The organism is Micromonospora sp. WMMA1976 (assembly GCF_027497335.1).
GTDB lineage: Bacteria > Actinomycetota > Actinomycetes > Mycobacteriales > Micromonosporaceae > Micromonospora > Micromonospora aurantiaca.
In genome coordinates, this window is record NZ_CP114912.1 from 4711227 (window position 1) to 4736293 (window position 25067).

The window sequence follows — 25067 nt, forward strand, 5'->3', positions numbered from 1 at the left end:
GCGGAAACCGGGCAGCCGGGCACGCGCGAGGGGAGGCAGGAACGACGAACGCCCGCCGGATCTACCGACGGGCGTGAAGTGGAGCGAAGCTCCCCCGATTGGACTCGAACCAATAACCTGCCGGTTAACAGCCGGCTGCTCTGCCAATTGAGCTACAGGGGACCGTGCACCGCTCGGTTCGGATCTCTCCGCTCCGTGCGACGGGGACAAGAGTACAGGACATCGGGGGGTGGTGCGCCAGGGGGTTACCGGAGGAGGACCGGACCGGCTGACGCGCCAGGATTCCGGACAAATCGTCATCTCGGCACAGGGAGGCATGAGCGGAGAGCAAGATGGGTAGTTAGCCGTCGACAGAGAACGCAGGCGCGAGACGGTCGTTCCGCCGAGCTGGCGGGAAACCGGCGAGAGCGTCAGGTACGGAAGGAGCCGCCATGCGCGGAAAGATCATGTTTCTTGGCGGGCTGGCTGCGGGATTCGTCCTGGGCGCCCGTGCCGGCCGGGAGAAGTACGAGGAGCTGGTGGTCCGCGGGCGCAAGGTGCTCGACCACCCGACCGTCCAGGAGGCGGCCGGGGTCGCGCAGGCCCAGGCGAACCGGCTCTACTCGGAGGGCAAGGACAAGCTGGGGCAGACCAAGCTCGGTGAGAAGCTCGCCACCAACGGCGGCAAGCCGGGCATGACCGACGCCGACAAGCCGTTCGCCGGCACGCCGGCCGCGGTCGGCAGCCGCAGCGCCAACGGGACGGGCTCGACCAGCGCGTCCGGCTCGACCACCACCGGCACGAGCACCAAGCCGTCCAGCACCGGCAACACGCTCTGACGCAAGCGGACAGCGGGCCGGTCACCTCCGGGTGACCGGCCCGCTCCCGTGTGCGCGGGCGGCGGTGTGGCACATTCTCCCTGGGGAGGTGACCACATGCCGATGGTCGGACCGGAGACGGCGGATCAGGCGCGACTGCTGCGCCTGCTGCGCGACGACGGCCCACGCTCCCGGGTCGAACTGGCCGACCTCCTCGGCCTGCCCCGGGCACGGTTCGCCGCCGAGGTCGACCGGCTGACCACGCTCGGCCTGGTGGAGACCGCCGGGCCGGCCGCGTCCCGGGGCGGACGCCGCTCGTCGCTGCTGCGCATCGGCGCGCAGGTCCGGTTCGGCGCGGCGCTCGTCGGCGACGGTGTCCTGCGGGTCGCGCTCACCGACGGCGAGCTGAACCCGCTGGCCCGGCACGACGAGCCGGTGGACGTCCGGCTCGGGCCGGACGTGGTGGTCGGGCGCATCGTCGAACTGCTCGGCAAGCTGCGCGTCGAGGCGGGACTGACGTCGCTCACCGGCGTCGGCGTGGCGCTCCCCGCGCCGGTCGAGGTCCGCGACGGCTCGCCGGTGTCCGCGCCGGCCCTGCCCGGCTGGCACCGCTTCCCGGTACGCGACACGCTCGCCGCCGAGCTGGGCTGCCCGGTGCAGGTGGACAACGACGCCAACGCGATGGCCCTCGGCGAGCGGCACGCGGGCACCGGCCGGCCGTTCGACGACTTCCTCTACGTCAAGCTTGGCGAGGCGATCGGCTGCGGGCTGGTGCTCGCCGGCGCGCTGTACCGGGGCGCGGCCAGCGGGGCGGGCGACATCGGCCACTTCCAGCTCGCCGAGGACGGGCCGCTCTGCGGCTGCGGCAACAACGGGTGCGTCGAGGCGTACTGCGGGGATGTCGCCCTGGTGCGGGAGGCGGTGACCGCCGCGCGGGCCGGCCGCTCGACGGCGCTGGCGGACCGGCTGGTCGCGGCCGGGACGCTGTCGGTGGCCGACGTGGCGGCGGCGGCAACCGAGGGGGACCCGGCGGCGCAGACGCTGGTGCGCGACGCCGCCCGCCGGCTCGGGCGGGTGCTGGTCGGGCTGGTCAGCTTCGTCAACCCGGCCATCGTGATCATCGGCGGTGCGCCGGCCGGGATCGGGCCGGTCCTGCTCGCCGAGATCCGGGGCGTGGTCTACCGGCGGTCCACGCCGCTGGCCACCGGCAGCATGCCGATCGTCCTGTCCGACCTCGGCGACACCGCCGGCCTGATCGGCGCGGCCCACCTGGTAAGCACCCAGACCTACGCCGCCCGCTAGCCCCACCCCCCACCCCCCGCCCCGCCCTCCACCCCACCCTCCGCGCCGCCGATCTTGCACTTGCGGCCCTCCCGAAACGGGCATAAGCGGCATCACGTGGGCCGCAAGTGCAAGATCGCGCGCGCGGAAGGAGGGTCAGTCGCGGCTGCTGAAGGCGGCGTCGAAAGCTGCCGTGGGGGCGTCGAAGGCCAGGCGGCGGACGAACTGGAGCGCCTCCGGCGCGCCCACCAGGCGGTCCATGCCGGCGTCCTCCCACTCGACCGAGATCGGGCCGTCGTAGCCGATCGCGTTGAGCGCCCGGAAGCAGTCCTCCCACGGCACGTCGCCGTGGCCGGTGGAGACGAAGTCCCAGCCGCGCCGCAGGTCGGCCCAGGGCAGGTGGGAGGAGAGCCGGCCGCGCCGCCCGTCGCCGGTGCGGACCTTCGCGTCCTTGCAGTCCACGTGGTAGATCCGGTCGGCGAAGTCGAAGATGAAGTTCACCGGGTCCAGCTCCTGCCAGACGAAGTGCGACGGGTCCCAGTTGAGCCCGAACGCCTCCCGGTGCCCGATCGCCTCCAGCGTGCGCTTGGTGGTCCAGTAGTCGTAGGCGATCTCGCTGGGGTGCACCTCGTGCGCGAACCGCACGCCCACCTCGTCGAACACGTCCAGGATCGGGTTCCACCGGTCGGCGAAGTCCTGGTAGCCGCGCTCGATCATGGCCGGCGGCACCGGCGGGAACATCGCCACGGTGTGCCAGATCGACGAACCGGTGAAGCCGACGACTGTGCGGACGCCGAGCTTCGCCGCCGCCCGCGCGGTGTCCTTGATCTCCTCGGCGGCCCGCTGCCGCACCCCCTCCGGCTCGCCGTCGCCCCAGATCCGGGCCGGCAGGATGTCCTGGTGCCGCTCGTCGATCGGGTGGTCGCAGACCGCCTGGCCGACCAGGTGGTTGGAGACGGCGAACACCTGGAGGTTGTGCTTGGCCAGGGTGGCCCGCTTGCGCTCCACGTACGAGTCGTCGGCGAGCGCCTTGTCCACCTCGAAGTGGTCGCCCCAGCAGGCGATCTCCAGCCCGTCGTAGCCCCACTCGGCGGCGAGCCGGCAGACCTCGTCGAACGGCAGATCGGCCCACTGGCCGGTGAAGAGCGTGATGGGTCGCGCCATTGTCCTTCTCCCCTGTGGTGATGGGGGATTCCGTCACGGACCGGGGCGAGGACGACCGGAGGCGGCGGTCGCGTGGGCACCGGTGGACGCCGGAGCGTCTGCTCCCGGACGGGTTGCGCCTCCCGCCGGGTCACCGGCCACCTCGCGGTCGCCGCCTCCACTCTATGGCCTCCGTCAGGGCAGGGTCCAGCGCTGGTTCGCCGCACCCGTGCAGGTCCACAGGTGCACCGCAGTGCCGTCGGCCGAGTTGTTGCCGGACACGTCCAGGCACTTGCCGGACTGCGGGTTACGCACCGTGCCGTCCGCCTGCGCCGACCAGGTCTGCGCGCCGGTGCCGTTGCACGTGTAGAGCTGGATCTTCGTACCGTTGGCGTTGCCGCCACCCGACACGTCCAGGCACTTGCCCAGTGCCTTCACCGGCCCGTTCGGCGTCACCGTCCACGACTGCGCCGTCGAGCCGTTGCAGGTGTAGAGCTGGATCTGGGTGCCGTCGGCCGACGACCCGTTGCGCACGTCCAGGCACTTGCCGGCCAGGCCCCGGATCGGGCCGGTGCCACCGCTCGCGGTGCCGCGGACCAGTGTGAAGTCGTCGACGTCGAACAGCCCGGAGCCGCTGCCGGTGAACGTCAGGTGCACCGTCTGCGTACCGGACGGCACTCCGGTGAGCGCGGTGCTCACGTCGGCGAACGTGGTCCAGCTACCGGTGTTCGGCACCGCCACCTGGCCGAGCACCGGGCCGGTCGGCGAGCCGGTCCGCACCTGGAGCGTGCCGCCCGGGCCACCGGAGACCACCCGGGCGCGCAGCGACGTCACAGCGGTCAGGTCCAGCCCCGGGTACGCGGCCCAGTCGCCCGGATCCACGTACCCCAGGGTCTGGCCGCCGTTGGCACCGGCCTTGGGGTACGCGCTGACGCCGCTCGCCGAACCGAACGCCTCGGCCTGGACGGTGGTGTTGCCGGTCGGCGGCGGCGTGCCGCCGAGCTCCTTGATCCGGATGTTGCGGAACGACACGTCGTCGCCGGTGCCGTGGTTCTGGATACCGACGTGCCCGGCGAGCGACCGGGCCGGGTCGGTGTTGGTGAAGTCGTTGATCCGGACGCCGTTGAGGAAGACCTGGAGCCGCTCCCCCTCCACCAGGATCTCGTAGGTGTTCCACTCCCCCGCCGGGTTCAGCGCCGCGTCCCGGGCCGCCAGGTCGGCGGACTTGAAACCGTAGATCGCGCCGGTGGTCCGGTCGGCTGCGTCGGTGGGGTCGATCTGGATCTCGTAGCCGTTGTTCACCGCCGAGTTCGGGTCGCTCGACGGCGGGAAGCCGACGAACACGCCCGAGTTGTCGTCACCGGCCAGCCGCCAGTCCAGCTTCAACGAGTAGTCGGTGAACTGCTTCGCGCTGTACCAGTAGAGGCCCATGCCGCCGACCGAGGTGAGCGTGGCGTCGGCGTTTGTGAAGCTGCCCGGCCCGGCCTGCGACCAGCCGGTGGTGCCGCCGTTGTAGAGCGCGGTGTAGCCGGTCTCCGGCCGGCAGTCCGCCTTCGTACGCCCGGCGGCGTAGCGGATGCCGCCGAGCAGGTGCGACCGGAACGCCGCGTCGGCGTACGACGCCTGGGTGTGGCCGCCGCCGGTGTAGAAGGACCGGCCGCCGCTGTACGTCTTGCACCAGGCGTGCGGGTGGTCGCCGCCCATCGAACCCCCGGAGTACGTGGACTCGTCGAGGCTGGCCAGCACGTGCGCGGTGGAGCGGGCGTTGGTGCGGTAGTCGTACCACTCGTCGGTGCGGTTCCACCGCTGCGGCAGGTGCGCGGTGGCGGCGTGGGCCCGGTCCTCCACCGTCACGGTGGCCGGCTGGATGGCCGGGTGGGACGCGAACCAGGCGCCGACCAGGTTGCCGTAGAACGGCCAGTCGTACTCGGTGTCGGCGGCGGAGTGCACGCCGACGTACCCGCCGCCGGCGCCGATGTACGCCTCGAACGCCGACTGCTGGGTGGCGTTGAGAACGTCCCCAGTGGTGTTGAGGAAGATCACCGCCTCGAAGCGGGCCAGGTTGGCGGTGGTGAACTGGGCGGCGTCCTCGGTCGCGGTGACTGTGAAGTTGTTCGCCGCGCCCAGCTCCCGTACCGCCTGCGTGCCGACCGCGATGGAGTCGTGGCGGAAGCCGGCGGTCTTGGAGAAGACGAGCACGTCGTAGGGGGCGTCGGCGGCGGCGGCCGGGCTCGCGGGGACGGTGCAGGCGATGGTGGCGAGGACGGCGGTCACCGCCGCCAGCGCGGTGCGCACGAGTTTCATCTGGTTCTCCTTCATCCTCACGGCAGGGTCCAGCGCTGGTTCGCCGCGCCGGTGCAGGTCCACAGGTGCACCGCCGTGCCGTCGGCCGAGTTGTTGCCGGACACGTCCAGGCACTTGCCCGACTGCGGGTTACGCAGCGTCCCGTCGGCCTGCGCGGACCAGTTCTGCGCGCCGGTGCCGTTGCACGCGTAGAGCTGGATCTTCGTGCCGTCCGCGCTGCCGCCACCGGACACGTCCAGGCACTTGCCGAGCGCCTTCACCGTGGCGTTCGGCGTCACGGTCCACGACTGCGCCGTCGTGCCGTTGCAGGTGTAGAGCTGGATCTGGGTGCCGTCGGCGGTGGCGGCGTTGCGCACGTCCAGGCACTTGCCGGCCAGGCCCTTGACCGGGCCGGTGCGGACCGCCGACGTGGTGAGCGTGAACGCGTCCAGGTCGTAGAGCGCCCCGGTGCCACCGGCGAACGTCAGGTAGAGCGTGGTGGTGCCGGACGGCGGGTTGGCGATCGTGCCGGTGACTGTGGTGAACGTGTCCCAGGCGCCGGTGACCGGGACGGTGGCCGAGCCGAGCACGGTGCCGGTGGCCGAGCCGGCCCGCACCTGGAGCGTGCCGCCGGCTCCGGCGGAGGAGACCCGGGCGGTGAACCCGGTGGCGTCGGCCAGCAGATACGGCTGGAACGCGATCCAGTCGCCGTTGTGGATGTCGCCGACGGTCCTGCCGCCCTCGGCGGTGGCCTTGTCGAACGTGTTGATCCCGGACGACGTCCTGAAGTGCTCGGCCTGCCGGTGCCGGGGCTGGAGCGTGTGCTGGGTGTGCGTGGTGAGGCCGCCGGAGTCGGTGTACTCGGCGTCGAAGACGGCGAAGATGTTCGCCGCGTCGTCGTGCTCACCGTCGACGGGTACGGCGATCGAGCCGGTGCAGCCGGTCGCCGAGGTGATCTGGTGGCCGTGCTGGTCGTGGCCGAGCACGTAGGTCATCTTGACCTTCGTGCAGTCGATCGTGGCGTCCTCCGGGTCGGTGACGGTGATCCGGAACGGCACGGTGTCGCCGAAGGAGAACAGCTTGCCGTTGCCGGGCGTCTCGATGACCACCGTCGGCGCGGTGTTGCCCACTGTGACAGTCACGCTCGCGGTGCCGGTGGCGCCCTGCGGGTCGCGGACGGTGAGCGTGGCGGTGTACCTGCCGTTGGCGGTGAAGGTGTGCGACGGGTTCGCCGCGGTGGAGGTGCCACCGTCGCCGAACGTCCAGGCGTACGTCAGCGCGCCACCCTCCGGGTCGGACGAGCCGGCCGAGGAGAACGCCACCGCGAGCGGCGCGGCGCCGGAGGTCCGGTCGGCGGCGGCACGGGCCACCGGGGCGCGGTTGGCGCCGCCCAGGTAGTCGAAGCGGTACAGCGCCGAGTTGGCGTCGCCGTTGAAGTAGCCGGTGCCGTAGTCGAGCACGTAGTACGCGCCGTCCGGGCCGAACGCCGAGTCCATCACCTGCTTGCCGGTCCACGGGAAGCTGTCGATGGTGCCGGGTGAGCCGTCGGCGTTGACGTGGATCGGCTTGATCCAGCCCCGGCCGAACTCGGTGGCGAAGAACTGCCCGTCGAACGACTGCGGGAACTTGGTGGTGGAGGGGTTCGCCGCGTCGTACCGGTAGACCGGGCCGCCCATCGGCGACTCGGAGCCGCCGCCGAACTCGGGCGGGCTGCCGGCGTCGCCGGCGTAGCGGATCCAGGACGGCTTCGCCGCCGGCAGCGTGGCCAGGCCGGTGTTGCGGAACGAGTTGTTCGCCGGGCCGCCGGTGCAGTTGAACTTCGCGCCGGCGGTGCCGGTGGCGAAGTCCCACTCGGCGTACGTCTCGGCAGCCGTGTTGGTGCCGGTGCAGTACGGCCAGCCGTAGTTGCCCGGCCCGGTGACCCGGTTGAACTCGACCTGCCCGGACGGGCCGCGGGCGGTGGTGGTGCCGGCGTCCGGCCCGTAGTCGCCCACGTAGACGACACCGGTGGCCTTGTCGACGCTGATCCGGAACGGGTTGCGGAAGCCCATCGCGTAGATCTCCGGGCGGGTCCGCGCGGTGCCGGGCGCGAAGAGGTTGCCGGCCGGGATCGAGTACGTGCCGTTGGCGTTCACCTTGATCCGCAGGATCTTGCCCCGCAGGTCGTTTGTGTTGCCGGCGCTGCGCTGCGCGTCGTACCCGGGGTTGCGGTTGGTGCGCTCGTCGATCGGCGCGTAGCCGGCCGAGTCGAACGGGTTGGTGTCGTCGCCGGTGGACAGGTAGAGGTTGCCTGCGGCGTCGAAGTCGATGTCGCCGCCGACGTGGCAGCACAGCCCCCGGTCGGCCGGTACGTCGAGCACGTCGACCTTGCTGGCCTGGTTGAGCGTGAAGTCGGCGTTGAGCGTGAATCGGGACAGCCGGTTGACGCCCTGCCAGGCGGAGAAGTCGGTGCCGGTGGCGGGCGCGTCGCCGGCCGGGGTGGACAGCGGCGGCGCGTAGTAGAGGTAGATGTGCCGGTTGGAGGCGAAGCCGGGGTCGACGCCGACGCCCTGGAGCCCTTCCTCGTCGTGGGTGTAGACCGGCAGCGTGCCGATGACAGTGGTGGCGCCGGCCGCGTCGGTGCGGCGCAGCGTGCCGTTGCGGGCGGTGTGCAGGACCGACCGGTCGGGCAGCACCGCGAGCGACATCGGTTCGCCGGTCTCGGCGACACCGCGGGCGAGTTCGACCTGCTGGAAGTCGCTCGCGGAGATCGGGTGGGCGGACGCCGGAACGGACGCCGCGGCCACTGTGACGGTGCCGGCGGTGGCCGCGAGCAGCAGCGCTGCGGCAGCGGCGAACGGTCGTCGGGCACGGGGGTGGTGGTGGCTGGACATGCTGTGCTGTCCCTTCCTGACGCGCGCAGCCAGGACCGGGCGCGCGTCGCGCCGGATGCCGAGCAGGGGGATGCTGCGCCGGCCCGCCGGGAGGTCGGCGGGCCGCGACCTCCGGTCAGGGCCGGAGGTCACCTCGCCGAGGCGGGCGGTGCGGGGCGATCTGGTGCGGGGCGATCACCTCGGCGAAACAGCGTTGTGCTGTGCACGACATTAAGACCTTTCGATCAGCCTGTCCATAGCTTCTGATCGATCGGCTTTGACTTTCGCCGCTCAGCGACAAAAGTAGGTGTCACTCATGGCGGTCGACCGCCCGCTCCGCGAGCGCCGCCAGCACCTGTCGCGCCGGTTCCGCCAGTGGTAGCGCCTCCAGCGCGACGAGCGCCGCGTCGGCCCGGGTGCGGATCATCCGCTCCACCGCCTCCCGGGCGCCGGACTCCTCGACGATGCCCCGCACCTCGGCCGCGCCCGCCTGATCGAGTTCCCGATCGCCGACCAGCTCCTCCAGCCGGGCCGCGCCGGCCGGGGAGGCGGACGCCCGGGCCAGCGCCAGCAGCACCGTCGGCTTGCCCTCCCGCAGGTCGTCCAGGTTGGACTTGCCGGTCACCGCCGGATCACCGAACACGCCGAGCAGATCGTCGCGCAGCTGGAACGCGTCACCGAGCGGATCGCCGAAGCCGGCCAGTGCCGCCACCTCCTCCGGTGGGGCACCGGCGAGCGCGGCGCCGATCTGCACCGGACGGGTCACCGTGTAGCGGGCCGTCTTCAGCCGTACCACGGTGAGCGCGCTCGCCACCGAGCCGTCCCCGGCCGCCCCGACCACGTCCAGGTACTCCCCCGCGATCACCTCCGAGCGCATCCGGGCCAGCAGCACGTGCCCCCGGCGCAGCCGCTCGGGCGGCAGCCCGCATCCGTGGAACATCTGCGCCGACCAGGTGGCGCAGAGATCCCCGCAGAGCAGCGCCGCCTGCCGCCCGTACGCCGCCGGGTCGCCCGGCCGGCCGGAGCGGGTGTGCAGGTCGGCGAAGAACCGGTGCAGCGTCGGCGCGCCCCGGCGGCGGTCGCTGCGGTCCACGATGTCGTCGTGGATCAGCGCGAACGCGTGGAACAGCTCCAGCGAGGCGGCGGCGGTCACGATCGACGGGCCGTCCGGGCCACCGAACCCCCGCCAGCCCCAGTAACAGAACAACGGCCGCATCCGCTTGCCGCCGGCCAGGACGAACCAGCGCACAGCGGTGTGGACGGCCCCCGTACCGTCGTCCGGCCGATCCGGCTCTCTCGCGTCCAGGAACGCGGCTAGCGCGGCGTCGAAGCGGCCCCGCAGCAGGGCCGGATCGGTCGGTGCGACGGTTACGGTCATGGTGCCTCCCTGGCCAGTCCGGCGAGTTCGAGCAGCAACGCCTTCACATCGGTGGCCTCCACCCGGGGCCGGATCGCGGCCCGGTCGGAGCAGATCAGCACCGGGCCGTCCGCCGGGTCGGCGGGCAGGCGCCCGTGTGAACCACGTACCGCCCGCGCGCCCGCGTCCAGCCCCACCACGGACATCAGGTAGCGCAGCCCGAGCTTCTTGCGGGCCAGCGCCACCGCCGCGCGGCGCTTCGCCGCACCCGGCGCGGCCGGGTCGAAGAACAGCTCCGCCGGGTCGTAGCCGGGCTTGCGGTGGATCTCCACCAGCCGGGCGAAGTCGGGCGCCCGCGCGTCGTCGAGCCAGTAGTAGTACGTGAACCAGGCGTCCGGCTCGGCCACCAGCACCAGCTCACCCGATCGGGGGTGATCCAGCCCGTACCCGGCCTGCCCGGCGGCGTCGAGCGCCTCGGCCACGCCCGGAAGCGCGGCGCAGAGCTTCGCCACCACCGGCACGTCCGCCGGATCCCTGACGTAGACGTGCGCCACCTGGTGGTCGGCCACCGCGAACGCCCGTGACGTCCACGGGTCGAGGTATTCCATCCCGGCCTGGGTGTAGACCCGCAACAGCCCTTCGGCGCGCAGCATCCGGTTCACGTCCACCGGGCGGGACACGTCGGTGATGCCGTACTCGGACAACGCCAGCACTGTGGCTCCCTGCTCGCGCGCGGCGTCCAGCAGCGGACCGAGCACGGTGTCCAGTTCGGCCGCCGCGACGGCGGCCTCCGGACCGGACGGGCCGAAGCGTTGCAGGTCGTAGTCCAGGTGCGGCAGGTAGACCAGGGTCAGGTCGGGGGCATGGTCGGTGAGGATGCGCTGCGCGGCCCGGCTGATCCACGCCGAGGACGGCAGCCCGGCCCCCGGACCCCAGTAGCTGAACAGCGGGAACGTGCCGAGCGCGTCGGTGAGCGTGTCCCGCAGCTCGGGCGGGTCGGTCCAGCAGTCCGGCTCCTTGCGGCCGTCGGCGTGGTAGACCGGGCGCGGCGTGACCGTCCAGTCCACGTCCGCGCCCATCGCGTACCACCAGCAGACGTTCGCCACCCGGTAGCCCGGCTCGACGCGGCGGGCCGCCTGCCACACCTTCTCGCCGCCGACGAGGGCATTGTGCTGCCGCCAGAGCAGCACCTCGCCCAGGTCGCGGAAGTACCAGCCGTTGCCCACCACGCCGTGCCCGGAGGGCAGCTCACCGGTGAGGAACGTGGACTGCGCCGAGCAGGTCACCGCCGGCAGCACGGTGCCCAGCTCGGCGGCGAACCCGGCTTCGGCCACCGCGCGCAGCCGGGGCATGTGCGCCAGCAGCCGCGGCGTCAGCCCGACCACGTCGAGCACCACCAGCCGCCGGCTCACGAGGGCACGCCTTCCGCCGCCCGCGGACCCGGAGCACCCTGCGCGCCGCCGTCGGCCAGGCCGAGCGCGGTCAGCTCGTCGCGGGCGAACGCCAGCTCGGCGGCGATGCCGGCGGCGAGCTCCGCGTCACCGCGCGGCCGCCGCGCCTCCGGCAGCACCCCCCAGGTGTACGTCTCGACGTCGAGGTGGTCGCAGCCGGCGACCGGACCGGCGTAAAACGCGGCAAGCGCCTCGCGCAGCACCGGCACGGTGGAGCGCAGCGGCGGCTCGGGCGGGGCGTGCAACGGCACGTGGTAGTGCACCCGCCACGCCCCCGGCAGCCGCGCGTCCAGTGCGGCGTCGAGGTCGTCGGCCGCGTACGCCGGATCGGCCGGATCGGCGGCGCCGGCGCAACCGGCGGCCCGGGTCTGGTGCAGGAACCTCGGTTCGACGAAACGGTGCAGCGCCGCGCTCGCCCCGGCCGGGTCGGGCGCCTCGATCGCCGCTGACACCTGGACCTTGACCACCGGCAGCCCGGCGGCACGCAGCCCGGCCAGGGCATCCGCCGGCTGCTCCCAGGCACACGCCAGGTGCGCGAGATCCAGGCAGATCCCGAGCCGGTCGGTATCCATGTCTGAGAATACCTCGCGTGCTTGTCCCGTCGACTCCACCAGGCAGCCCGGTTCCGGTTCGAAGCCGACCCGGATCACCCGGCCGGTCTCCCGCTGCACGGCGGCCAGCCCGTCGGCCAGCGCGTCCAGCCGGCGCCGGGCGGTGGCGGCACGCGCGGCGTCCCACGGGGTGCGCCAGGCGATCGGCAGCGTCGAGATCGAGCCCCGGACGGCGTCGTCGGGCAGCAGGTCGGCGAGCACCCGGGCCAGGTCCAGCGTGTACGCCGACCGCTGCGGCCTGGTCCAGTCCGGGTGGTACACCGCGCCCTTCACCACCGGGGCCTGGAACGCGGCGTACGGGAAGCCGTTGAGCGTGACCACCTCCAGCCCGCGTACGGTCAGCTCGTGCCGCAGCCGCCGGCGGGCCGGCGGGTCGGCGGCGAGCGCGGCGGCCACCGGCGCGGCCAGCCAGAGCCCGAGCCCGAGCCGGTCGGCGTCGAGTGCCCGGCGCACCGCCACCGCGTACGTGTCGAGCTGGGCGACGATGCCCGGCAAATCCTCGGCCGGGTGCACGTTCGTGCAGTAGCCGAGGTGGACGACCGTGCCGTCGGCGTGACGCAGCCGCATCACTGCCCCCCGCGCGCGATCGAGTTGCCGGCGAAGGTGGGGTCTGCGGCCTCCAGGTCGGTCAGGTCGAGCCGGCCGGACTGGCCGTAGAACTCGACCGGGTTGCGCCACAGCACCCGGTCCACGTCGTCGGCGTCGAACCCGGCCAGCAGCATCGCCTCCCCGGTGGCCCGGGTCAGCAGCGGATCCGAGCGGCCCCAGTCGGCCGCCGAGTTCACCAGCATCCGCTCGGTGCCGTACCGCTTCAGCAGCTCCACCATGCGCGGCGGCGACATCTTGGTCTCCGGATAGATCGAGAAGCCCAGCCAGCAGCCGGTGTCCCGGACCAGCTCCACTGTCACCTCGTTGAGGTGGTCGACCAGCACCCGCCCGGGCGGGATGCCCGACTCGGTGACCACCGCGAGCGTCCGCTCGACGCCGCGCGCCTTGTCCCGGTGCGGCGTGTGCACCAGTGCGGGCAGGTCGTGCGCGACGGCCAGGGCGAGCTGCCCGGCCAGTGCGGCGTCCTCGGCCGGCGTCATCGCGTCGTAGCCGATCTCGCCGACCGCCACCACGCCGTCCTTGTCCAGGTAGCGGGGCAGCAGGTCGAGCACCGGCCGGCAGCGCGGGTCGTTCGCCTCCTTCGGGTTCAGCGCCACTGTGGCGTGGTGCCGGATGCCGAACTGGCCGGCCCGGAACGGCTCCCACCCGATCAGCGAGTCGAAGTAGTCCACGAAGCTGTCCACGCTCGTACGCGGCTGGCCCAGCCAGAACGCCGGCTCGACCACCGCGCGGACACCCGCGGCGGCCATCCGCTCGTAGTCGTCTGTGGTGCGGGACGTCATGTGGATGTGCGGGTCGAAGATGCGCATGTCACGCCTCCGTGGTGGGGATGGTCAGCCGGCGCAGCAGGTCGGCCGCGTCGGCGGGCATGTCGCGACCGGCGGCGTGCCGCTCGGCGGCGAACGCGGCGAGCATCCGGGCCAGCTCGCCGTCGGCCCGCTCCGGCAGGCCGTCGACCACGGCGAGCGGTACGCCGGTGAACACGCACTTGAGCACCGCCTGCCGCCAGGTCGCCTGCTCCAGGTGCCGGGCGTACGGGCCGAGCGCGGCGGCGACCAGCCGGGTGTCGTTGGTGCGGATCGCGTCGTGCAGAAGCGGCACGCACTCCGCGCCGATCGGCAGCAGCGGCAGCGCGCGCAGCACCGCGCGTTTCTCGGCGGCGTCGCCCTGCCGGTACAGCGTCTCCGCGGCGGCGGCGTGGCCGTGCGGCAGCGCGGTCAGCAGCAGCGCCCGGGCCGCCTCGTCCGCCGTCCAGCCCGGCGGGTCGGGCAGCGGCAGACGACCGCACCGCCGGGCGGCGGTGGCGAAGAACCGCCCGATCGCCGTGGGTTCGGTCGCGACGCGGCGCAGCGCCGCGTCCAGCCACTGCGGATCGGGTACGCCCCGAAGCGCGGCGCACAGTCGGTCGGGTGTCATGCCGTCTCCCCTCTGCCGGGTGGAAGGTGGTGGGTCACCGCCCCTCGCCGCGCGAGGCGGCGGTGCGCAGGAAGTCCAGTGAGCGGGCGGCGACGGCTGGGGCGGCGTGCGAGTGCCGGGGCAGTTCCACTGCCACCAGGCCGCGGTAGCCGGCGTCGGCCAGGGCCCGCAGCACCGGCGGGAAGTCGATCTCGCCGGTGCCGAACTCCAGGTGCTCGTGCACGCCCCGGCGCATGTCGTCGATCTGCACGTTGACCAGGTGCGCGGCGACCTCGGACACGCACTGCGGCACCGGCAGCGGCTCCAGGCAGCGGCAGTGTCCGATGTCGAGCGTGATGCCGAAGCCTGGTGGCGCGCCGAGCGCCTCGCGCAGCCACCACCACCCGGCGACGTCCTCCACGAGCATGCCCGGCTCGGGTTCGAAGCCCAGCGGCACGCCCACCTCCGCCGCCTCGTCGCAGACGGTCGCGCAGCCCGCGACCAGGCGGTCGGCCGCGACATCGGGTGGTACGCCGGGCGGGCGTACGCCGGCCCAGAAGGAGACCGCCTCCGCGCCCAGGTCGGCGCCGATCCGGACGGCCCGGCGCAGGAACTCCACCCGCCGGGCCGGATCGTCGTGCAGCAGCGTCGGCGCGTGCTTGTGCCACGGGTCGAGCAGGTAGCGGGCGCCGGTCTCGACCACCACCGCCAGCCCGAGCGCGTCCAGCCGGCGGCGTACGGCGGCGACCCGGCGGGCCAGGCCGAGGGCGAACGGGTCCAGGTGGTCGTGGTCGAGGGTGAGCGCGACGCCCACGTACCCGAGGTCGGCGAGCACCGCCAGCGCGTCGCCGAGCCGGTGGTTGGCGAAGCCGTTGGTGCCGTACCCGAAGCGCAGCGCACCGGGCCCGGACAGCAGGCTGGCGGCGGCCCGGGTGGCCGGCGCGGCGGTCATGTCGGTGAGATCAGTCGGGCCAGGCGGCGGCCGAGCGGGGCGGCGCCGGCCACGGCGAGGCCGAGCAGCCGGGCCCCGGCGCGGGCGGTCAGCGCGCCCTGCAACGCGGGCAGCCCGGTGATCCCGGCACCGACCGCCGCCCGCACCCGGGACGGCGACGGGTCGGCGAGCACCCGGGCCTGCGCCCGGCCGTAACGGGCGGCGTACCCGGCCGCGAGGACCGCCGGCACCAGCTCCCCGAGCCGGGCGGCGCGGCCGGCACCGCTGCGGCCGGAGCCGGTGGCGGACGGGGTGGGCCGGGCCGGGGTGGTGAGCGCGATCAGCGCGGTGCCGGCCAGTGTGAGGCCGGGCAGACGCCGGTCCGCGCCGGTCACCTCGCGGCGGGACAGCGCGGTCACGGTCCAGGTGTGCGCGGCGACTGTGAACGCGGCGGGCAGCGCCCGGACCACCCGGCCGCCGGACGCGCCGAGCAGCACGTCCAGCCCTCGGCAGGCGGCCATCACCGCAGGCCCGACGGCGGTGTTCTTCGCGCGCAGGTCGTACCCCCAGATCGTCGCGGCGAGTGGGAGCGCGACCGCTGCCGCGCGGCGGCCTCCGGCGGCGGTGGCGACGGCGAGCCCGGCGGCGCTCAGGCCGGACGCGACGCCGAGCGCGACCGACGGGCGCACCCGGCCGGACGGGATCGGGCGATCCGGCCGCTCGACCGCGTCCAGCCGCCGGTCCGCCCAGTCGTTGGCGGCCATCCCGGCCCAGTAGAGCAGCACCGACGCGCCGGCCAGGGCCGGTGTGCGCGGGCCGAGCGCACCGGCGGCCGCCGCGCCGGAGAGCACATCCCCCGGGACGGAGAGCGCGGCCGGCGCGCGCACCAGCTCGGCCAGGTCGGCCAGGCGGGTCACGGCGTCACCCGGGCGTGCAGGCCGGCGGCGAAGTCCCGCAGCACCGTCCACTGGTCACCGAGCGCGTGGCCGGTCGCGCCGAGCGGGTCCTTGAAGAAGAACGCCAGCTCGGTCAGCGGACCCTCGCGTCCGGCCGCGTGGGCGGCGGCGGTGAGCCGGGCCAGGTCCAGCACGAGCGGCGCGGCCAGCGCCGAGTCGCAGCCGTGCCAGGTGAACTCCATCCGCATGCCGGTGCCCAGGAAGCCGGCGAACGTGACCAGGTCCCAGGCGGTCTTGAAGTCACCGAGTTCCTCGACGTACTCGATCCGGGTGTGGCCCTGCGGACGGTAGCCGAGCGTCTCGGCGAGCACCCGCTGCTTGCTGCCCACCTTCGCGGCGTTGGCGGCCGGGTCGGCGAGCGTGGCACCGTCGCCGCCGCCGAGCAGGTTCGTGCCGGACCAGGAGCGCACGGCCAGGTGCCGCATCGCGAACATCGGTGCGAGCACCGACTTGAGCAGCGTCTCGCCGGTCTTGCCGTCGTGCCCGGCGTACGGCAGCTTCCGTTCGGCGGCGAGCGCGGCCAGGGCCGGCAGGCGGGCGCCTGTGGACGGGGTGAAGTCCACGTACGGGCAGCCGGCGGTGAACGCCGCGTACGCGTACGCGGAGCTGGGCGGCAGCACGTCGGCCGGGCCGGTCAGCGCGTCGCGCAGCGCGGCCGGGTCGCTGTGGGCCGGATGCGGTGCGTGCGCCGGTTCGGTGGCGGCGACGTTCACCACCACCACCCGGTCCAGCCCGTGCCGGGTCCGGAACCCGGTCAGGTCGCGCACCACTGCGGCGACCCGCTCGCCCTGGTCGCCCTCGGCCGGTGCGGGGCGCAGCGCCGCCTCGACGGCGGCCAGGTCGGGTGCCACGGCGTCGGCCAGCCGGGCGGGCAGCACCCCTGCGGCGGCGAGCGCCTCGGCGCGTTTGGTCAGCGGGGTGGCGACCACGTCGTGGCCGCCGAAGACGAGATCGGCGAAGCCCGGCAGGGCGGGCCCGCGCACGTCGGGCAGCTCGGTCACGCAGCCGGTCGGCGCGGTGAGCCCGGCCCGCAGGGCCAGTCCCCCGACCACGGCGGTGGTGGCGACCGAGCCCCGCGCACCCACCAGCCAGACACCCGTACGCATTCGCGCTACCTCCCCAGGTAAGGCCGGTCCGCCGGTGCGGCCGGGGAATCCCGGTCCGGCCGCACCGGAGGGCCGTGCTGGTCGTGCCGGCGGACACCGGCGGCACGCTCCCCGGAGCCGGCCTCGTCCCCACCGCGGGGCGCAACCGCGACGGGCCCTCGCCGGCCGGCGCCGGTGAGTGTCGGGCGGGCCTGGCCCGCCTCGGGTCAGGCGGAAGCTTCGGCCAGGGCGGGCTCCACCTCCGTCCAGGCGGCCCGCTCGGCCGAGCGGGTCACCGCGTCGAGCACGAGCTGGACCTGAAGCGCGTCGGCGAACGACGGTGCCGGGTCGGCGCCGGTGGCGACCGCCTCGACGAAGTCGCGCGCCTGGTGGGTGAAGGAGTGCTCGTAGCCGATGATGTGGCCGGGCGGCCACCACGCACCCAGGTACGGGTGGTCCGGCTCGGTCACCAGGATCCGGCTGAAGCCCTGCTCGGCGGCCGGCCGGGTGGCGTCCAGGAACTCCAGTTCGTTGAGGCGTTCCAGGTCGAACACGACGCTGCCGCGCGAGCCGTTGATCTCGACCCGCAGGGCGTTCTTGCGGCCGGTGGCGAACCGGGTCGCCTCGTACGTGGCGAGCGCTCCCCCGTCGAGCCGGGCCACGAACACCGCCGCGTCGTCCACTGTCACAGGCCCCACGGCGCTGCCGTTGCCGTCGGCCTGCGCCGCCAGGCCGCTCGACCCGGCGACGAGGGGCCGCTGACGCACGAACGTCTCGGTGAGCGCGCTGACCCCGCTGACCAGCTGACCGGTGACGTACTGGGTCAGGTCGATGATGTGCGCGCCGATGTCACCGAGCGCGCCGGAGCCCGCCCTGTCCTTCTGCAACCGCCACACCAGCGGGAACTGCGGGTCGACGATCCAGTCCTGGAGGTAGGTCGCCCGCACGTGCCGGATCTCGCCGAGCCGCCCGTCGGCCACCAGCTGCCGCATCAGGGCGACAGCGGGCACCCGCCGGTAGTTGAAGCCGCACATCGCGCGTACGCCGGACTCGCGTGCCCGGGCCGCGGCCTCGGTCATCTCGCGGGCCTCGGCGACGCTGTTCGCGAGCGGCTTCTCGCACAGCACGTGCTTGCCTGCGGCGAGCGCGGCGAGTGCGATCTCGCGGTGACTGTCCCCCGGTGTGCAGATGTCGACCACGTCGATCTCGTCGGACTCGACGAGCCGCCGCCAGTCGGTGGTGTAGCCGTCCCAGCCGAGCCGGTCGGCGGCTTCGGCCACCTTCGGCTCGTCGCGGCCGCAGACGAGCGCCATCCGCACCCGCGCCGGCAGGTCGAACACCCGGTTCACGGTGCGCCACGCCTGGGAGTGCGCGGCGCCCATGAACGCGTAGCCGACCATGCCGACCCGCAGGATGCTGTCGTGACTGGACAAGGTGGGTCTCCCCCCGTGTGTCAGAACCCGAGCTTCAGGTAGTCGCTCGCGTTCTCCTTGGTGATCGTCTCGGAGGCGAGCACGATCTCCTTCGGTACCTGGAGTTCGACCAGGTCGGACATGCCCTTGCCCTGGCCGATCAGGCGGGCCAGGGAGATGGCCGAGGAGGCCATCGAGGGGCTGTAGGTGACTGTGGCCTTGAGGACGGTGCTGTCGGCGGCGATGTCCTCCATGGCCTTCTTGGAGCCGGCGCCGCCGACCATGATGAATTCCTTGCGGTTGGCCTGGTTGACCGCCGCGAGCACACCGATGCCCTGGTCGTCGTCGTGGTTCCAGACCGCGTCGATCTTCGGCAGCGCCTGGAACAGGCCGGTGGCGGCCTGCTGCCCGCTGTCCACTGTGAACTCCGCGGGCCGCCGGTTGGCGACCTTGAACCCGTACGAGGCGAGCGTGTCGGCGAACCCCTTCGAGCGTTCCTGGGTCAGCTCCAGCGACTCGATGCCGGGGATCTCGCCGATCACCGGGTTGCTCACGCCCTTGGCCTTGAGCTGCTCGGCGATGTAGGTGGCGGCGGCCACCCCCATGCCGTAGTTGTCGCCCTTGATCTGCAGCCGGTAGGCGCGCGCGTCCGGGAAGGCCCGGTCCAGGTTGACCACCGGGATGCCGGCCTTCATCGCCTCCAGGCCGAACGCGTTGAGCTCCTTGCCGTCGTGCGGCAGCAGCACGATCACGTCGGGCTTCTGCGAGATCAGCGTGGACAGCGCCGCCCGCTGGGCCGCCGCGTCCGCGCCGGCCTCGACCGACTTCAGCTCCACGTCCTGGTACGCCCCGGCCTGCGCCTTGGCGTTGTTGGTGATCGCGGCGATCCAGCCGTGGTCGGCGGCGGGGGCGGAGAAGCCGATGCTCACCTTCTTGCCCGTCTCGGTGTTGGCGCCGGAACCGGCCGCCTTGGTCTGCGCCTCGGTCGGGCTCTGCTCGTTGCTGGTGCAGCCGGCGAGCAGCACCCCGGCGGAGACGGCGGCCCCGCCGAAGAGCAGCCGGCGGCGGGACAGGTCATGGCGCGGTGTTCTCATGACGCCTCCTGGGATGAGGTGGTGGGGTGGTTTCGGGTGTGGCGGGCCGGACCACCGTCGGTACGACGGCAGCCGGGGTGTGCGCGTGGGGTCAGGTGGTGGTGGCCCGGTTGCGGGCGAGGAACTGGGTGAGGCTGCCGAACTGCACCTGCTGGACCAGGACGGCGGCGACGATGATGCCGCCCTTGACCATGTTCTGGGCCTCGGCGGACAGGTTGTTGATGGCGAACAGGTTGGTGATCGTGGAGAAGATGATCACCCCGAGCAGGGAGCCGATGATCGTTCCCCGCCCGCCGCTGAGCAGCGTGCCGCCGATGATCGCGGCGGCGATCGCGTCCAGCTCGTAGAGGTTGGCCATCGCCGCCTGCGCGGAGGTGGCCTGCGCGGTCAGCATGACCGCGGCGATGCCGCAGCACAGACCGGACAGCGCGTAGAGCATCACGGTGTGCCGGCGGACGTTGATGCCGGCCAGCCGGGCCGCCTCCGGGTTGCCGCCGACCGCCACCGTACGGCGGCCGAACGTGGTGCGGTTCAACAGCACCCAGCCGGCCGCCACCACCGCCACCAGGATGTAGACCAGCAGCGGGATGCCGAGCACGTTCGTGCTGGCGATGCCGTTGATGAATGTGTTGCCCGACACCTGGGTCTGCTTGTCGGAGATCTCCGCCGCCAGCCCTCGCGCGGCGACGAGCATGGCCAGCGTGGCGATGAACGGCACCAGCCGCCCGTACGACACGAGCAGCCCGTTCACCACGCCGACGGCGAGCCCGACGGTGAGCGCGGTGAAGATCATGCCGCCCGCGCCGTAGCTCTGCGTCGCCACTGTGGTGCACCAGACCCCGGCGAGCGCGACGATCGCGCCGACCGACAGGTCGATGCCCCCGCCGATGATCACGAACGTCATGCCGACGGTGACCACGCCGACCACCGAGGCGAGCTTGAGGATGGTGAGCGTGTTGCCCCACACCCAGTTCGGGTCGCCGTAGAGGTCGGGGCGGGTCAGGATGCCGATGACCACCAGCACGACGAGCGTGGCGAGCAGGCCGAGGTTGCGCTTGACGCCCTCCCCGCCGTCGCCGCGCCACCAGGAGAGCTTCGCCGGCGCGTCGACCTTCGCGGTCTCCGTCCGCTCCACCGGCGGCGACTGCGCGGGCAGCGAGGTGTCGGTGGCTTCGCTCATGCCGGCGCCCCGCTTCGCGCGGCGCCGCCATGAGGCTCTCCGGCGCTGTGTCGATGATTCGCTCGCTGTCGCTCGCTCATGCCGGTGCGCCTTCCATGAGGGACCCCGCCATGACGAGGTCGAGCACGGTGTTCTCGTCCAGTTCGCCGGCCGGGGCCTCACGGACCACCCGGCCCTCCCGCATCACCAGCACCCGGTCGGCCAGGCCCAGCACCTCGGGCACCTCGCTGGAGACCAGCAGCACCCCGACGCCACGGGCGGCCAGATCGCGGATCACCTGGTACAGCTCGGCGCGGGCGCCCACGTCCACGCCCCGGGTCGGCTCGTCGAGCAGCAGCAGCCGGGTGTCACCGAGCAGCCACCGCCCGACCACCACCTTCTGCTGGTTGCCGCCGGACAGCGTGCGCACCGGCCGGCGTACGTCCCGGGGCCGCAACTCCAGCGACGCGGCGATCCGGTCGGCCTCGGCGCGTTCCCGTCCGGTGTCGGTGAAGCCGAGACGGGCGTACCTGCTGAACGTGGCGAGCGTGACGTTGCGGTAGATCGGTTCGCCGAGCAGCAGCGCCTGGCTCTTGCGCTCCTCCGGTGCCATGCCCATCCCGGCCCGTACCGCCGCGCCCACGCTCCCGGGGCGCAGCGCGCGGCCGTTCACCCGGACCGTCCCGGCGTGTGCCCGGCGCGCGCCGAAGATGGTCTCCAGCAGCTCCGACCGGCCCGAGCCGACCAGCCCGGCGATGCCGACGATCTCTCCCGCCCGGACCCCGAGCGAGACGTCGGCGAACTCGCCGGGCCGGGTCAGCCCGTCCACCCGCAACAGCTCCGCGCCGCCCCCGTGGTCGGCCGGGCGCTGCGGGAAGACGTACTCGATGGTCCGCCCGGTCATCCGGGCGACCAGGTCGCGGGTCGGTGTCTCGCGGGCCGGCAGGCTCGCCGCCGTGGTCCGGCCGTCCTTGAGTACGGTGACCCGGTCGCCGATCTCGCGGATCTCCTCCAGCCGGTGCGAGATGTAGATAACCGCGATGCCCTGCGCGGTGAGTTCCCGGATGATCCGGAACAGGTTCGCCACCTCGTCGTGGGCGAGCACCGCGCTCGGCTCGTCCATGATGATCAGCCGGGCCTCGTGGGACAGCGCCCGGGCCATGCTGACGATCTGCTTGCCGGCGGCGGGCAGGTGCCGCACCAGCCGTCCCGGCGGGATCTCCGGGTGGCCGAGCCGGGCCAGGATCTGCCGGGTACGCCGGGCCATGAGCCCCCGCCGGACGAAGCCGAACCGGCGCGGCTCGTGGCCGAGGAACGCGTTCTCCGCCACCGACAGGTCGTCGACCAGGTCGAGTTCCTGGTAGATGGTGGCGATGCCGGCGCGCATGGCGGCCTGCGGGTTGGCGAACGAGGCCGGCTCGCCCCGCCAGAGCACCTCGCCGGAGTCCGGCCGGTGCACCCCGGCCAGCACCTTGATGAGCGTGGACTTGCCGGCGCCGTTCTGCCCCAGCAGGCAGTGCACCTCACCGGCCCGTACCTCCAGTTGCACGCCGTCGAGCGCGCGTACCCCCGGGAACGTCTTGACCACGTCGGTGAGGCGCAGGACCACCTCGCCCGCGACGGCGTCCGCGGGCGCCTCGACGAGCGGCCGGGCCTCGGGCCGTCCGATCTCGCTCATGCTGCTTCTCCGAACGCGAGGTCACTTGCGAGCACCGCCGCGCCGGCGACGCCGGCGCGCGGGCCCAGCTCGGACAGGACGACCGGCAGGTTGCCGGTGGCCAGCGGCAGCGAGCGGCGGTAGACAACGCTGCGGATCTCGGCGAGCAGGATGTGGCCGAGCTGGGCGAGCCCGCCGCCGATGACGATCATCGACGGGTTGGTGAAGCTGACCAGCCCGGCCAGCACGCTGCCGACCCGCCGGCCGCCGTCGCGGATGAGCTGGATGCAGGTGACGTCCCCCTCGATCGCCCCCTGCGCCACGTCCAGCGCGGTCACCGCACCCCGGGCCGCCAGCCGCTCGGCCAATGCCGGGGACACCTCGGTGCGGGCCGCGACTGTCGCCTCCCGGGCCAGCGCGGCGCCGCTGAACACGGCCTCCAGGCAGCCGACGTTGCCGCACGAACACATCGGACCGTTCGGGTCGACCTGGATGTGGCCGATGTCCCCGGCGCAGCCGTCCGTGCCGCGGTAGACCTCGCCGTGCAGGTAGATGCCGCAGCCGATGCCGGTACCGATCTTGATGAACAGGAAGTCGTCGACGGAGTGGGCCACGCCGCCGTGCCGCTCACCGATCGCCATGATGTTGACGTCGTTGTCGACCACCGCCGGGCAGCCGTGCTCGCGGGTGAGCAGTTCACGGACCGGGAACCGGTCCCATCCGGGCATGATCGGCGGGGAGACCGGCACGCCGTCGCGGAAGCTCACCGGCCCCGGTACGCCGATGCCCACCGCGTCGAGCCGCTCGTACGCGCCGTCCACCTTGGCCTTGTGCAGCAGCTCGTTCACTCGCTGGAGCGTCACCTTCGGACCGGAGCGGATGTCGGCGGCCTCGGTGTAGGCGGCCACCGTCTCCAGCCGGCCGTCCACCACCTCCACGTCGATCGAGCTGGCGCCCAGGTCGACGGCGGCGAAGCGCAGGTGCGGGCTCAGCTCGACGAGGGTGGAACGGCGCCCGCCCCGGGAGGCGGCCAGCCCGGCCTCGGCCACGTATCCGAGGGAAACCAGGCGTTCCAGCTCGGCGAGCAGGCGCGGGCGGGGCATCTGGAGCCGGTCGCCGAGTTCGGCGCGGGACACCGCGCCCTCGTCCCGGAGCAGTCGCAGAAGCCGTACGTGCAGGGGGTCGACCGTCCGCACCGGCAGTCACCTCCGCATCGGCGTTGGGTGTTGTGTCCGACACAGTAGGAGCCTTCCGGGCCGCATGTCCATAGCTTCGGCACGCCTGATGCAAACTTTTGTCCATACGAACAAAAGCGAGTTACGGATCATGAAAACGTGACGCCCCGCCCGGGCGACTTCCGGGCGGGGCGACACGATCTCGGGTCAGGTGCGTTCTCGGGTCAGCGGGAGGGCGCGCGGCCCTTCTTGCGCAGCTTGCGGTCGTCGCGCAGCTCCACGTAGGGCTCCTCGTCGGCCGGGTGCCCCGCCGCGATGGCGCGGCTGCGCTCCAGTTCGGCGTCGAACTCCGCACCCAGCAGGATCGCGACGTTGCTCAGCCAGAGCCACACCAGGAAGATGATCACGCCGGCCACCGCGCCGTACGTCTTGTTGTACGAGCCGAAGTTGCTCACGTAGAGCGCGAACAGGCCGGACACGACCAGCCAGAGCACCACCGCGAGCACGCCGCCGGGGCTGACCCAGCGGAAGCCGCCGTGCCGGGCGTTCGGCGAGGCCCAGTAGAGGATCGCGAACATCAGGCTCACCAGCACCAGCAGCACCGGCCACTTGGCGATGTTCCACACCGTCACGGCGGTCTCGCCCAGGCCGATCGCGTTGCCGGCCTGCTCGGCCAGCCCGCCGGTGAACACCACGATCACGGCGCTGATCAGCAGCATCACGCCGATCACCGCGGTCACACCGAGGCGTACCGGCAGCGTCTTCCAGATCGGCCGCCCCTCCGGCACGTCGTAGATGCTGTTCGAGGCGCGCATGAACGCGGCGACGTAGCCGGACGCCGACCAGAACGCCGCCACCAGACCGACGATCGCCGCGATGCTCGCCAGCCCGCCGGACTGGCCGGCCTGGTCGATCGCGCTCTCGATGATGCGGCGGATGTTCTCCTCCGGCACGGCCTGCCCGACGGTGTCCCGTACCCCCTCGGTGGCCCGGTCGCCGAGCAGGCCGAGCACCGAGATCAGCACCAGTACGCCCGGGAAGATGGAGAGCACGCCGTAGTAGGTGAGCGCGGCGGCCCAGTCGGTCAGGCTGTCGTCCTGGAACTCCCGCACGGTCCGCTTGAGGGTCGCCATCCAGCCCGTCGCCGACAGGTCGGCCGGGCTGTCCGGCCCGTCGTCCGGCCCCACCGGCCCGGCGTGCTTCCGCCCGTCGGGCCGGTCCTGCCCGGCGCGGGCGTCGTCGCGCATGGTGGGGGCGTCCTCGCGCCCGTCACGGGTGTCGTCGTGGACGTCGTGGGCGTCGTCGCGGGCGGCCATGGCACCTCCTCGTCGTCATGTCGTCCCGCACGACATGCCCTGACGAGGGCAGCGATAACCACCGCACCCGCAAACCGGCCACTCGACCGCCGGCGACCGGTCCCCGCCCCTTCCCTGCCGGCCCGGCCCCCGGCCGAGCCCTGCCCTCGACTCCCACCCACGCCCCCACTCGCGCCCCACTGCTCGCACCCTGCCGCCGCCTCCCCCGTCGGCACGTTCACACCGCTGGCCGCCGCTTGCTCTGCAGCCATGCGCGCGACGGACACGCTCCGTAACCATGTGCGCCGATGGCTGCAGAGCAAAGAAGGCGTGGGCAGCGCTCCCACCGGCACCCCACCACTCCCCCGCCCGAAATCCTGGCGAGCCGCCGCTCCGCCGCGACCACCAATCGCCACCATCTCGACGACCGTCACGACGAGTGGAACATCATGGGTGTCAAACGGGACCGGAAGCACCCATGACGTTCCACTCACCGAGGGTCGATCACTGGCGTGCGCGGAAGC

The 25067-nt window shown here is 73.1% G+C and carries 19 protein-coding genes and 1 tRNA gene; 2 read left to right on the forward strand and 18 right to left on the reverse strand.

The annotated features are described in order from the left end of the window. Nucleotides 1-89 precede the first annotated feature (89 nt). Nucleotides 90-162, reverse strand: a tRNA-Asn gene (locus O7546_RS21570). Between the two features lie 269 nt (nucleotides 163-431). Here O7546_RS21570 and O7546_RS21575 point away from each other — a divergent pair. Both O7546_RS21575 and O7546_RS21580 read left to right on the forward strand, forming a co-directional pair. Then, a complete protein-coding gene (locus tag O7546_RS21575) occupies nucleotides 432-818 on the forward strand; it encodes a hypothetical protein (protein ID WP_135241524.1) in 387 nt (128 codons plus the stop codon). 96 nt (nucleotides 819-914) lie between these two features. Beyond that, nucleotides 915-2099 carry an ROK family transcriptional regulator gene (locus tag O7546_RS21580; RefSeq protein ID WP_281599992.1) on the forward strand — a complete coding sequence of 395 codons (1185 nt, stop codon included), beginning with the start codon at nucleotides 915-917 and terminating at the stop codon, nucleotides 2097-2099. A 135-nt stretch (nucleotides 2100-2234) separates the two neighbouring features. Here O7546_RS21580 and O7546_RS21585 read toward each other — a convergent pair whose 3' ends face one another. From O7546_RS21585 to O7546_RS21665, 17 genes are all read right to left on the reverse strand, one after another. Next, nucleotides 2235-3242 carry a sugar phosphate isomerase/epimerase family protein gene (locus O7546_RS21585; RefSeq protein WP_194802288.1) on the reverse strand — a complete coding sequence of 336 codons (1008 nt, stop codon included), beginning with the start codon at nucleotides 3240-3242 and terminating at the stop codon, nucleotides 2235-2237. Nucleotides 3243-3416: 174 nt separating this feature from the next. Next, the gene (locus tag O7546_RS21590; protein WP_269697457.1) at nucleotides 3417-5525 is read right to left on the reverse strand and encodes a ThuA domain-containing protein; all 2109 of its coding nucleotides are present in this window, start codon (nucleotides 5523-5525) and stop codon (nucleotides 3417-3419) included. A 17-nt stretch (nucleotides 5526-5542) separates the two neighbouring features. Next, the gene (locus O7546_RS21595; protein ID WP_194802290.1) at nucleotides 5543-8377 is read right to left on the reverse strand and encodes an RICIN domain-containing protein; all 2835 of its coding nucleotides are present in this window, start codon (nucleotides 8375-8377) and stop codon (nucleotides 5543-5545) included. Between the two features lie 289 nt (nucleotides 8378-8666). Then, nucleotides 8667-9734 (reverse strand): polyprenyl synthetase family protein, encoded by a 1068-nt coding sequence (locus tag O7546_RS21600; RefSeq protein ID WP_194802291.1) that lies wholly within the window; start codon nucleotides 9732-9734, stop codon nucleotides 8667-8669. Beyond that, nucleotides 9731-11125 carry a nucleotide pyrophosphatase/phosphodiesterase family protein gene (locus O7546_RS21605; RefSeq protein ID WP_269697459.1) on the reverse strand — a complete coding sequence of 465 codons (1395 nt, stop codon included), beginning with the start codon at nucleotides 11123-11125 and terminating at the stop codon, nucleotides 9731-9733. The genes O7546_RS21600 and O7546_RS21605 overlap by 4 nt, the downstream gene beginning before the upstream one ends. Continuing rightward, a complete protein-coding gene (gene eboE, locus O7546_RS21610; RefSeq protein ID WP_194802293.1) occupies nucleotides 11122-12342 on the reverse strand; it encodes a metabolite traffic protein EboE in 1221 nt (406 codons plus the stop codon). The genes O7546_RS21605 and eboE overlap by 4 nt, the downstream gene beginning before the upstream one ends. Beyond that, nucleotides 12342-13193, reverse strand: coding sequence for a TatD family hydrolase (locus tag O7546_RS21615; protein ID WP_194802294.1), 852 nt, complete (start codon nucleotides 13191-13193; stop codon nucleotides 12342-12344). The genes eboE and O7546_RS21615 overlap by 1 nt, the downstream gene beginning before the upstream one ends. A gap of 1 nt (nucleotide 13194) precedes the next feature. Continuing rightward, entirely contained in the window at nucleotides 13195-13800 is a 606-nt protein-coding gene (locus O7546_RS21620) for an EboA domain-containing protein (RefSeq protein WP_194802295.1), read from the reverse strand. A gap of 34 nt (nucleotides 13801-13834) precedes the next feature. Next, nucleotides 13835-14731 (reverse strand): sugar phosphate isomerase/epimerase family protein, encoded by an 897-nt coding sequence (locus O7546_RS21625; protein WP_194802296.1) that lies wholly within the window; start codon nucleotides 14729-14731, stop codon nucleotides 13835-13837. Beyond that, nucleotides 14728-15627: an SCO3242 family prenyltransferase gene (locus tag O7546_RS21630; RefSeq protein WP_194802297.1), complete on the reverse strand. Its 900-nt coding sequence runs from the start codon at nucleotides 15625-15627 to the stop codon at nucleotides 14728-14730. Before O7546_RS21630 ends, O7546_RS21625 begins: the two co-directional genes overlap by 4 nt. Then, complete coding sequence (locus tag O7546_RS21635) at nucleotides 15624-16772, reverse strand: inositol-3-phosphate synthase (RefSeq protein ID WP_194802298.1); 1149 nt, start codon at nucleotides 16770-16772, stop codon at nucleotides 15624-15626. Before O7546_RS21635 ends, O7546_RS21630 begins: the two co-directional genes overlap by 4 nt. Before the next feature lie 206 nt (nucleotides 16773-16978). Further along, nucleotides 16979-18184, reverse strand: a complete 1206-nt coding sequence (locus tag O7546_RS21640; RefSeq protein ID WP_194802299.1) for a Gfo/Idh/MocA family oxidoreductase — start codon at nucleotides 18182-18184, stop codon at nucleotides 16979-16981. 20 nt (nucleotides 18185-18204) lie between these two features. Then, nucleotides 18205-19257, reverse strand: a complete 1053-nt coding sequence (locus tag O7546_RS21645; protein ID WP_194802300.1) for a substrate-binding domain-containing protein — start codon at nucleotides 19255-19257, stop codon at nucleotides 18205-18207. A 91-nt stretch (nucleotides 19258-19348) separates the two neighbouring features. Beyond that, nucleotides 19349-20437 (reverse strand): ABC transporter permease, encoded by a 1089-nt coding sequence (locus O7546_RS21650; RefSeq protein WP_269697467.1) that lies wholly within the window; start codon nucleotides 20435-20437, stop codon nucleotides 19349-19351. A 76-nt stretch (nucleotides 20438-20513) separates the two neighbouring features. Next, nucleotides 20514-22094 (reverse strand): sugar ABC transporter ATP-binding protein, encoded by a 1581-nt coding sequence (locus O7546_RS21655; RefSeq protein WP_194802302.1) that lies wholly within the window; start codon nucleotides 22092-22094, stop codon nucleotides 20514-20516. After that, nucleotides 22091-23269 (reverse strand): ROK family protein, encoded by a 1179-nt coding sequence (locus O7546_RS21660; RefSeq protein ID WP_194802303.1) that lies wholly within the window; start codon nucleotides 23267-23269, stop codon nucleotides 22091-22093. The genes O7546_RS21655 and O7546_RS21660 overlap by 4 nt, the downstream gene beginning before the upstream one ends. A gap of 203 nt (nucleotides 23270-23472) precedes the next feature. Next, nucleotides 23473-24564 carry a YihY/virulence factor BrkB family protein gene (locus O7546_RS21665; RefSeq protein ID WP_194802304.1) on the reverse strand — a complete coding sequence of 364 codons (1092 nt, stop codon included), beginning with the start codon at nucleotides 24562-24564 and terminating at the stop codon, nucleotides 23473-23475. Nucleotides 24565-25067 lie beyond the last annotated feature (503 nt).

Coding starts and splice junctions, on each gene's coding strand:
- O7546_RS21575 (WP_135241524.1), top strand. CDS start 432: ATGCGCGGAAAGATCATGTTTCTTGGCGGGCTGGCTGCGGGATTCGTC.
- O7546_RS21580 (WP_281599992.1), top strand. CDS start 915: ATGCCGATGGTCGGACCGGAGACGGCGGATCAGGCGCGACTGCTGCGC.
- O7546_RS21585 (WP_194802288.1), bottom strand. CDS start 3,242: ATGGCGCGACCCATCACGCTCTTCACCGGCCAGTGGGCCGATCTGCCG.
- O7546_RS21590 (WP_269697457.1), bottom strand. CDS start 5,525: ATGAAACTCGTGCGCACCGCGCTGGCGGCGGTGACCGCCGTCCTCGCC.
- O7546_RS21595 (WP_194802290.1), bottom strand. CDS start 8,377: ATGTCCAGCCACCACCACCCCCGTGCCCGACGACCGTTCGCCGCTGCC.
- O7546_RS21600 (WP_194802291.1), bottom strand. CDS start 9,734: ATGACCGTAACCGTCGCACCGACCGATCCGGCCCTGCTGCGGGGCCGC.
- eboE (WP_194802293.1), bottom strand. CDS start 12,342: ATGCGGCTGCGTCACGCCGACGGCACGGTCGTCCACCTCGGCTACTGC.
- O7546_RS21615 (WP_194802294.1), bottom strand. CDS start 13,193: ATGCGCATCTTCGACCCGCACATCCACATGACGTCCCGCACCACAGAC.
- O7546_RS21620 (WP_194802295.1), bottom strand. CDS start 13,800: ATGACACCCGACCGACTGTGCGCCGCGCTTCGGGGCGTACCCGATCCG.
- O7546_RS21625 (WP_194802296.1), bottom strand. CDS start 14,731: ATGACCGCCGCGCCGGCCACCCGGGCCGCCGCCAGCCTGCTGTCCGGG.
- O7546_RS21635 (WP_194802298.1), bottom strand. CDS start 16,772: ATGCGTACGGGTGTCTGGCTGGTGGGTGCGCGGGGCTCGGTCGCCACC.
- O7546_RS21645 (WP_194802300.1), bottom strand. CDS start 19,257: ATGAGAACACCGCGCCATGACCTGTCCCGCCGCCGGCTGCTCTTCGGC.
- O7546_RS21650 (WP_269697467.1), bottom strand. CDS start 20,437: ATGAGCGAAGCCACCGACACCTCGCTGCCCGCGCAGTCGCCGCCGGTG.
- O7546_RS21655 (WP_194802302.1), bottom strand. CDS start 22,094: ATGAGCGAGATCGGACGGCCCGAGGCCCGGCCGCTCGTCGAGGCGCCC.
- O7546_RS21665 (WP_194802304.1), bottom strand. CDS start 24,564: ATGGCCGCCCGCGACGACGCCCACGACGTCCACGACGACACCCGTGAC.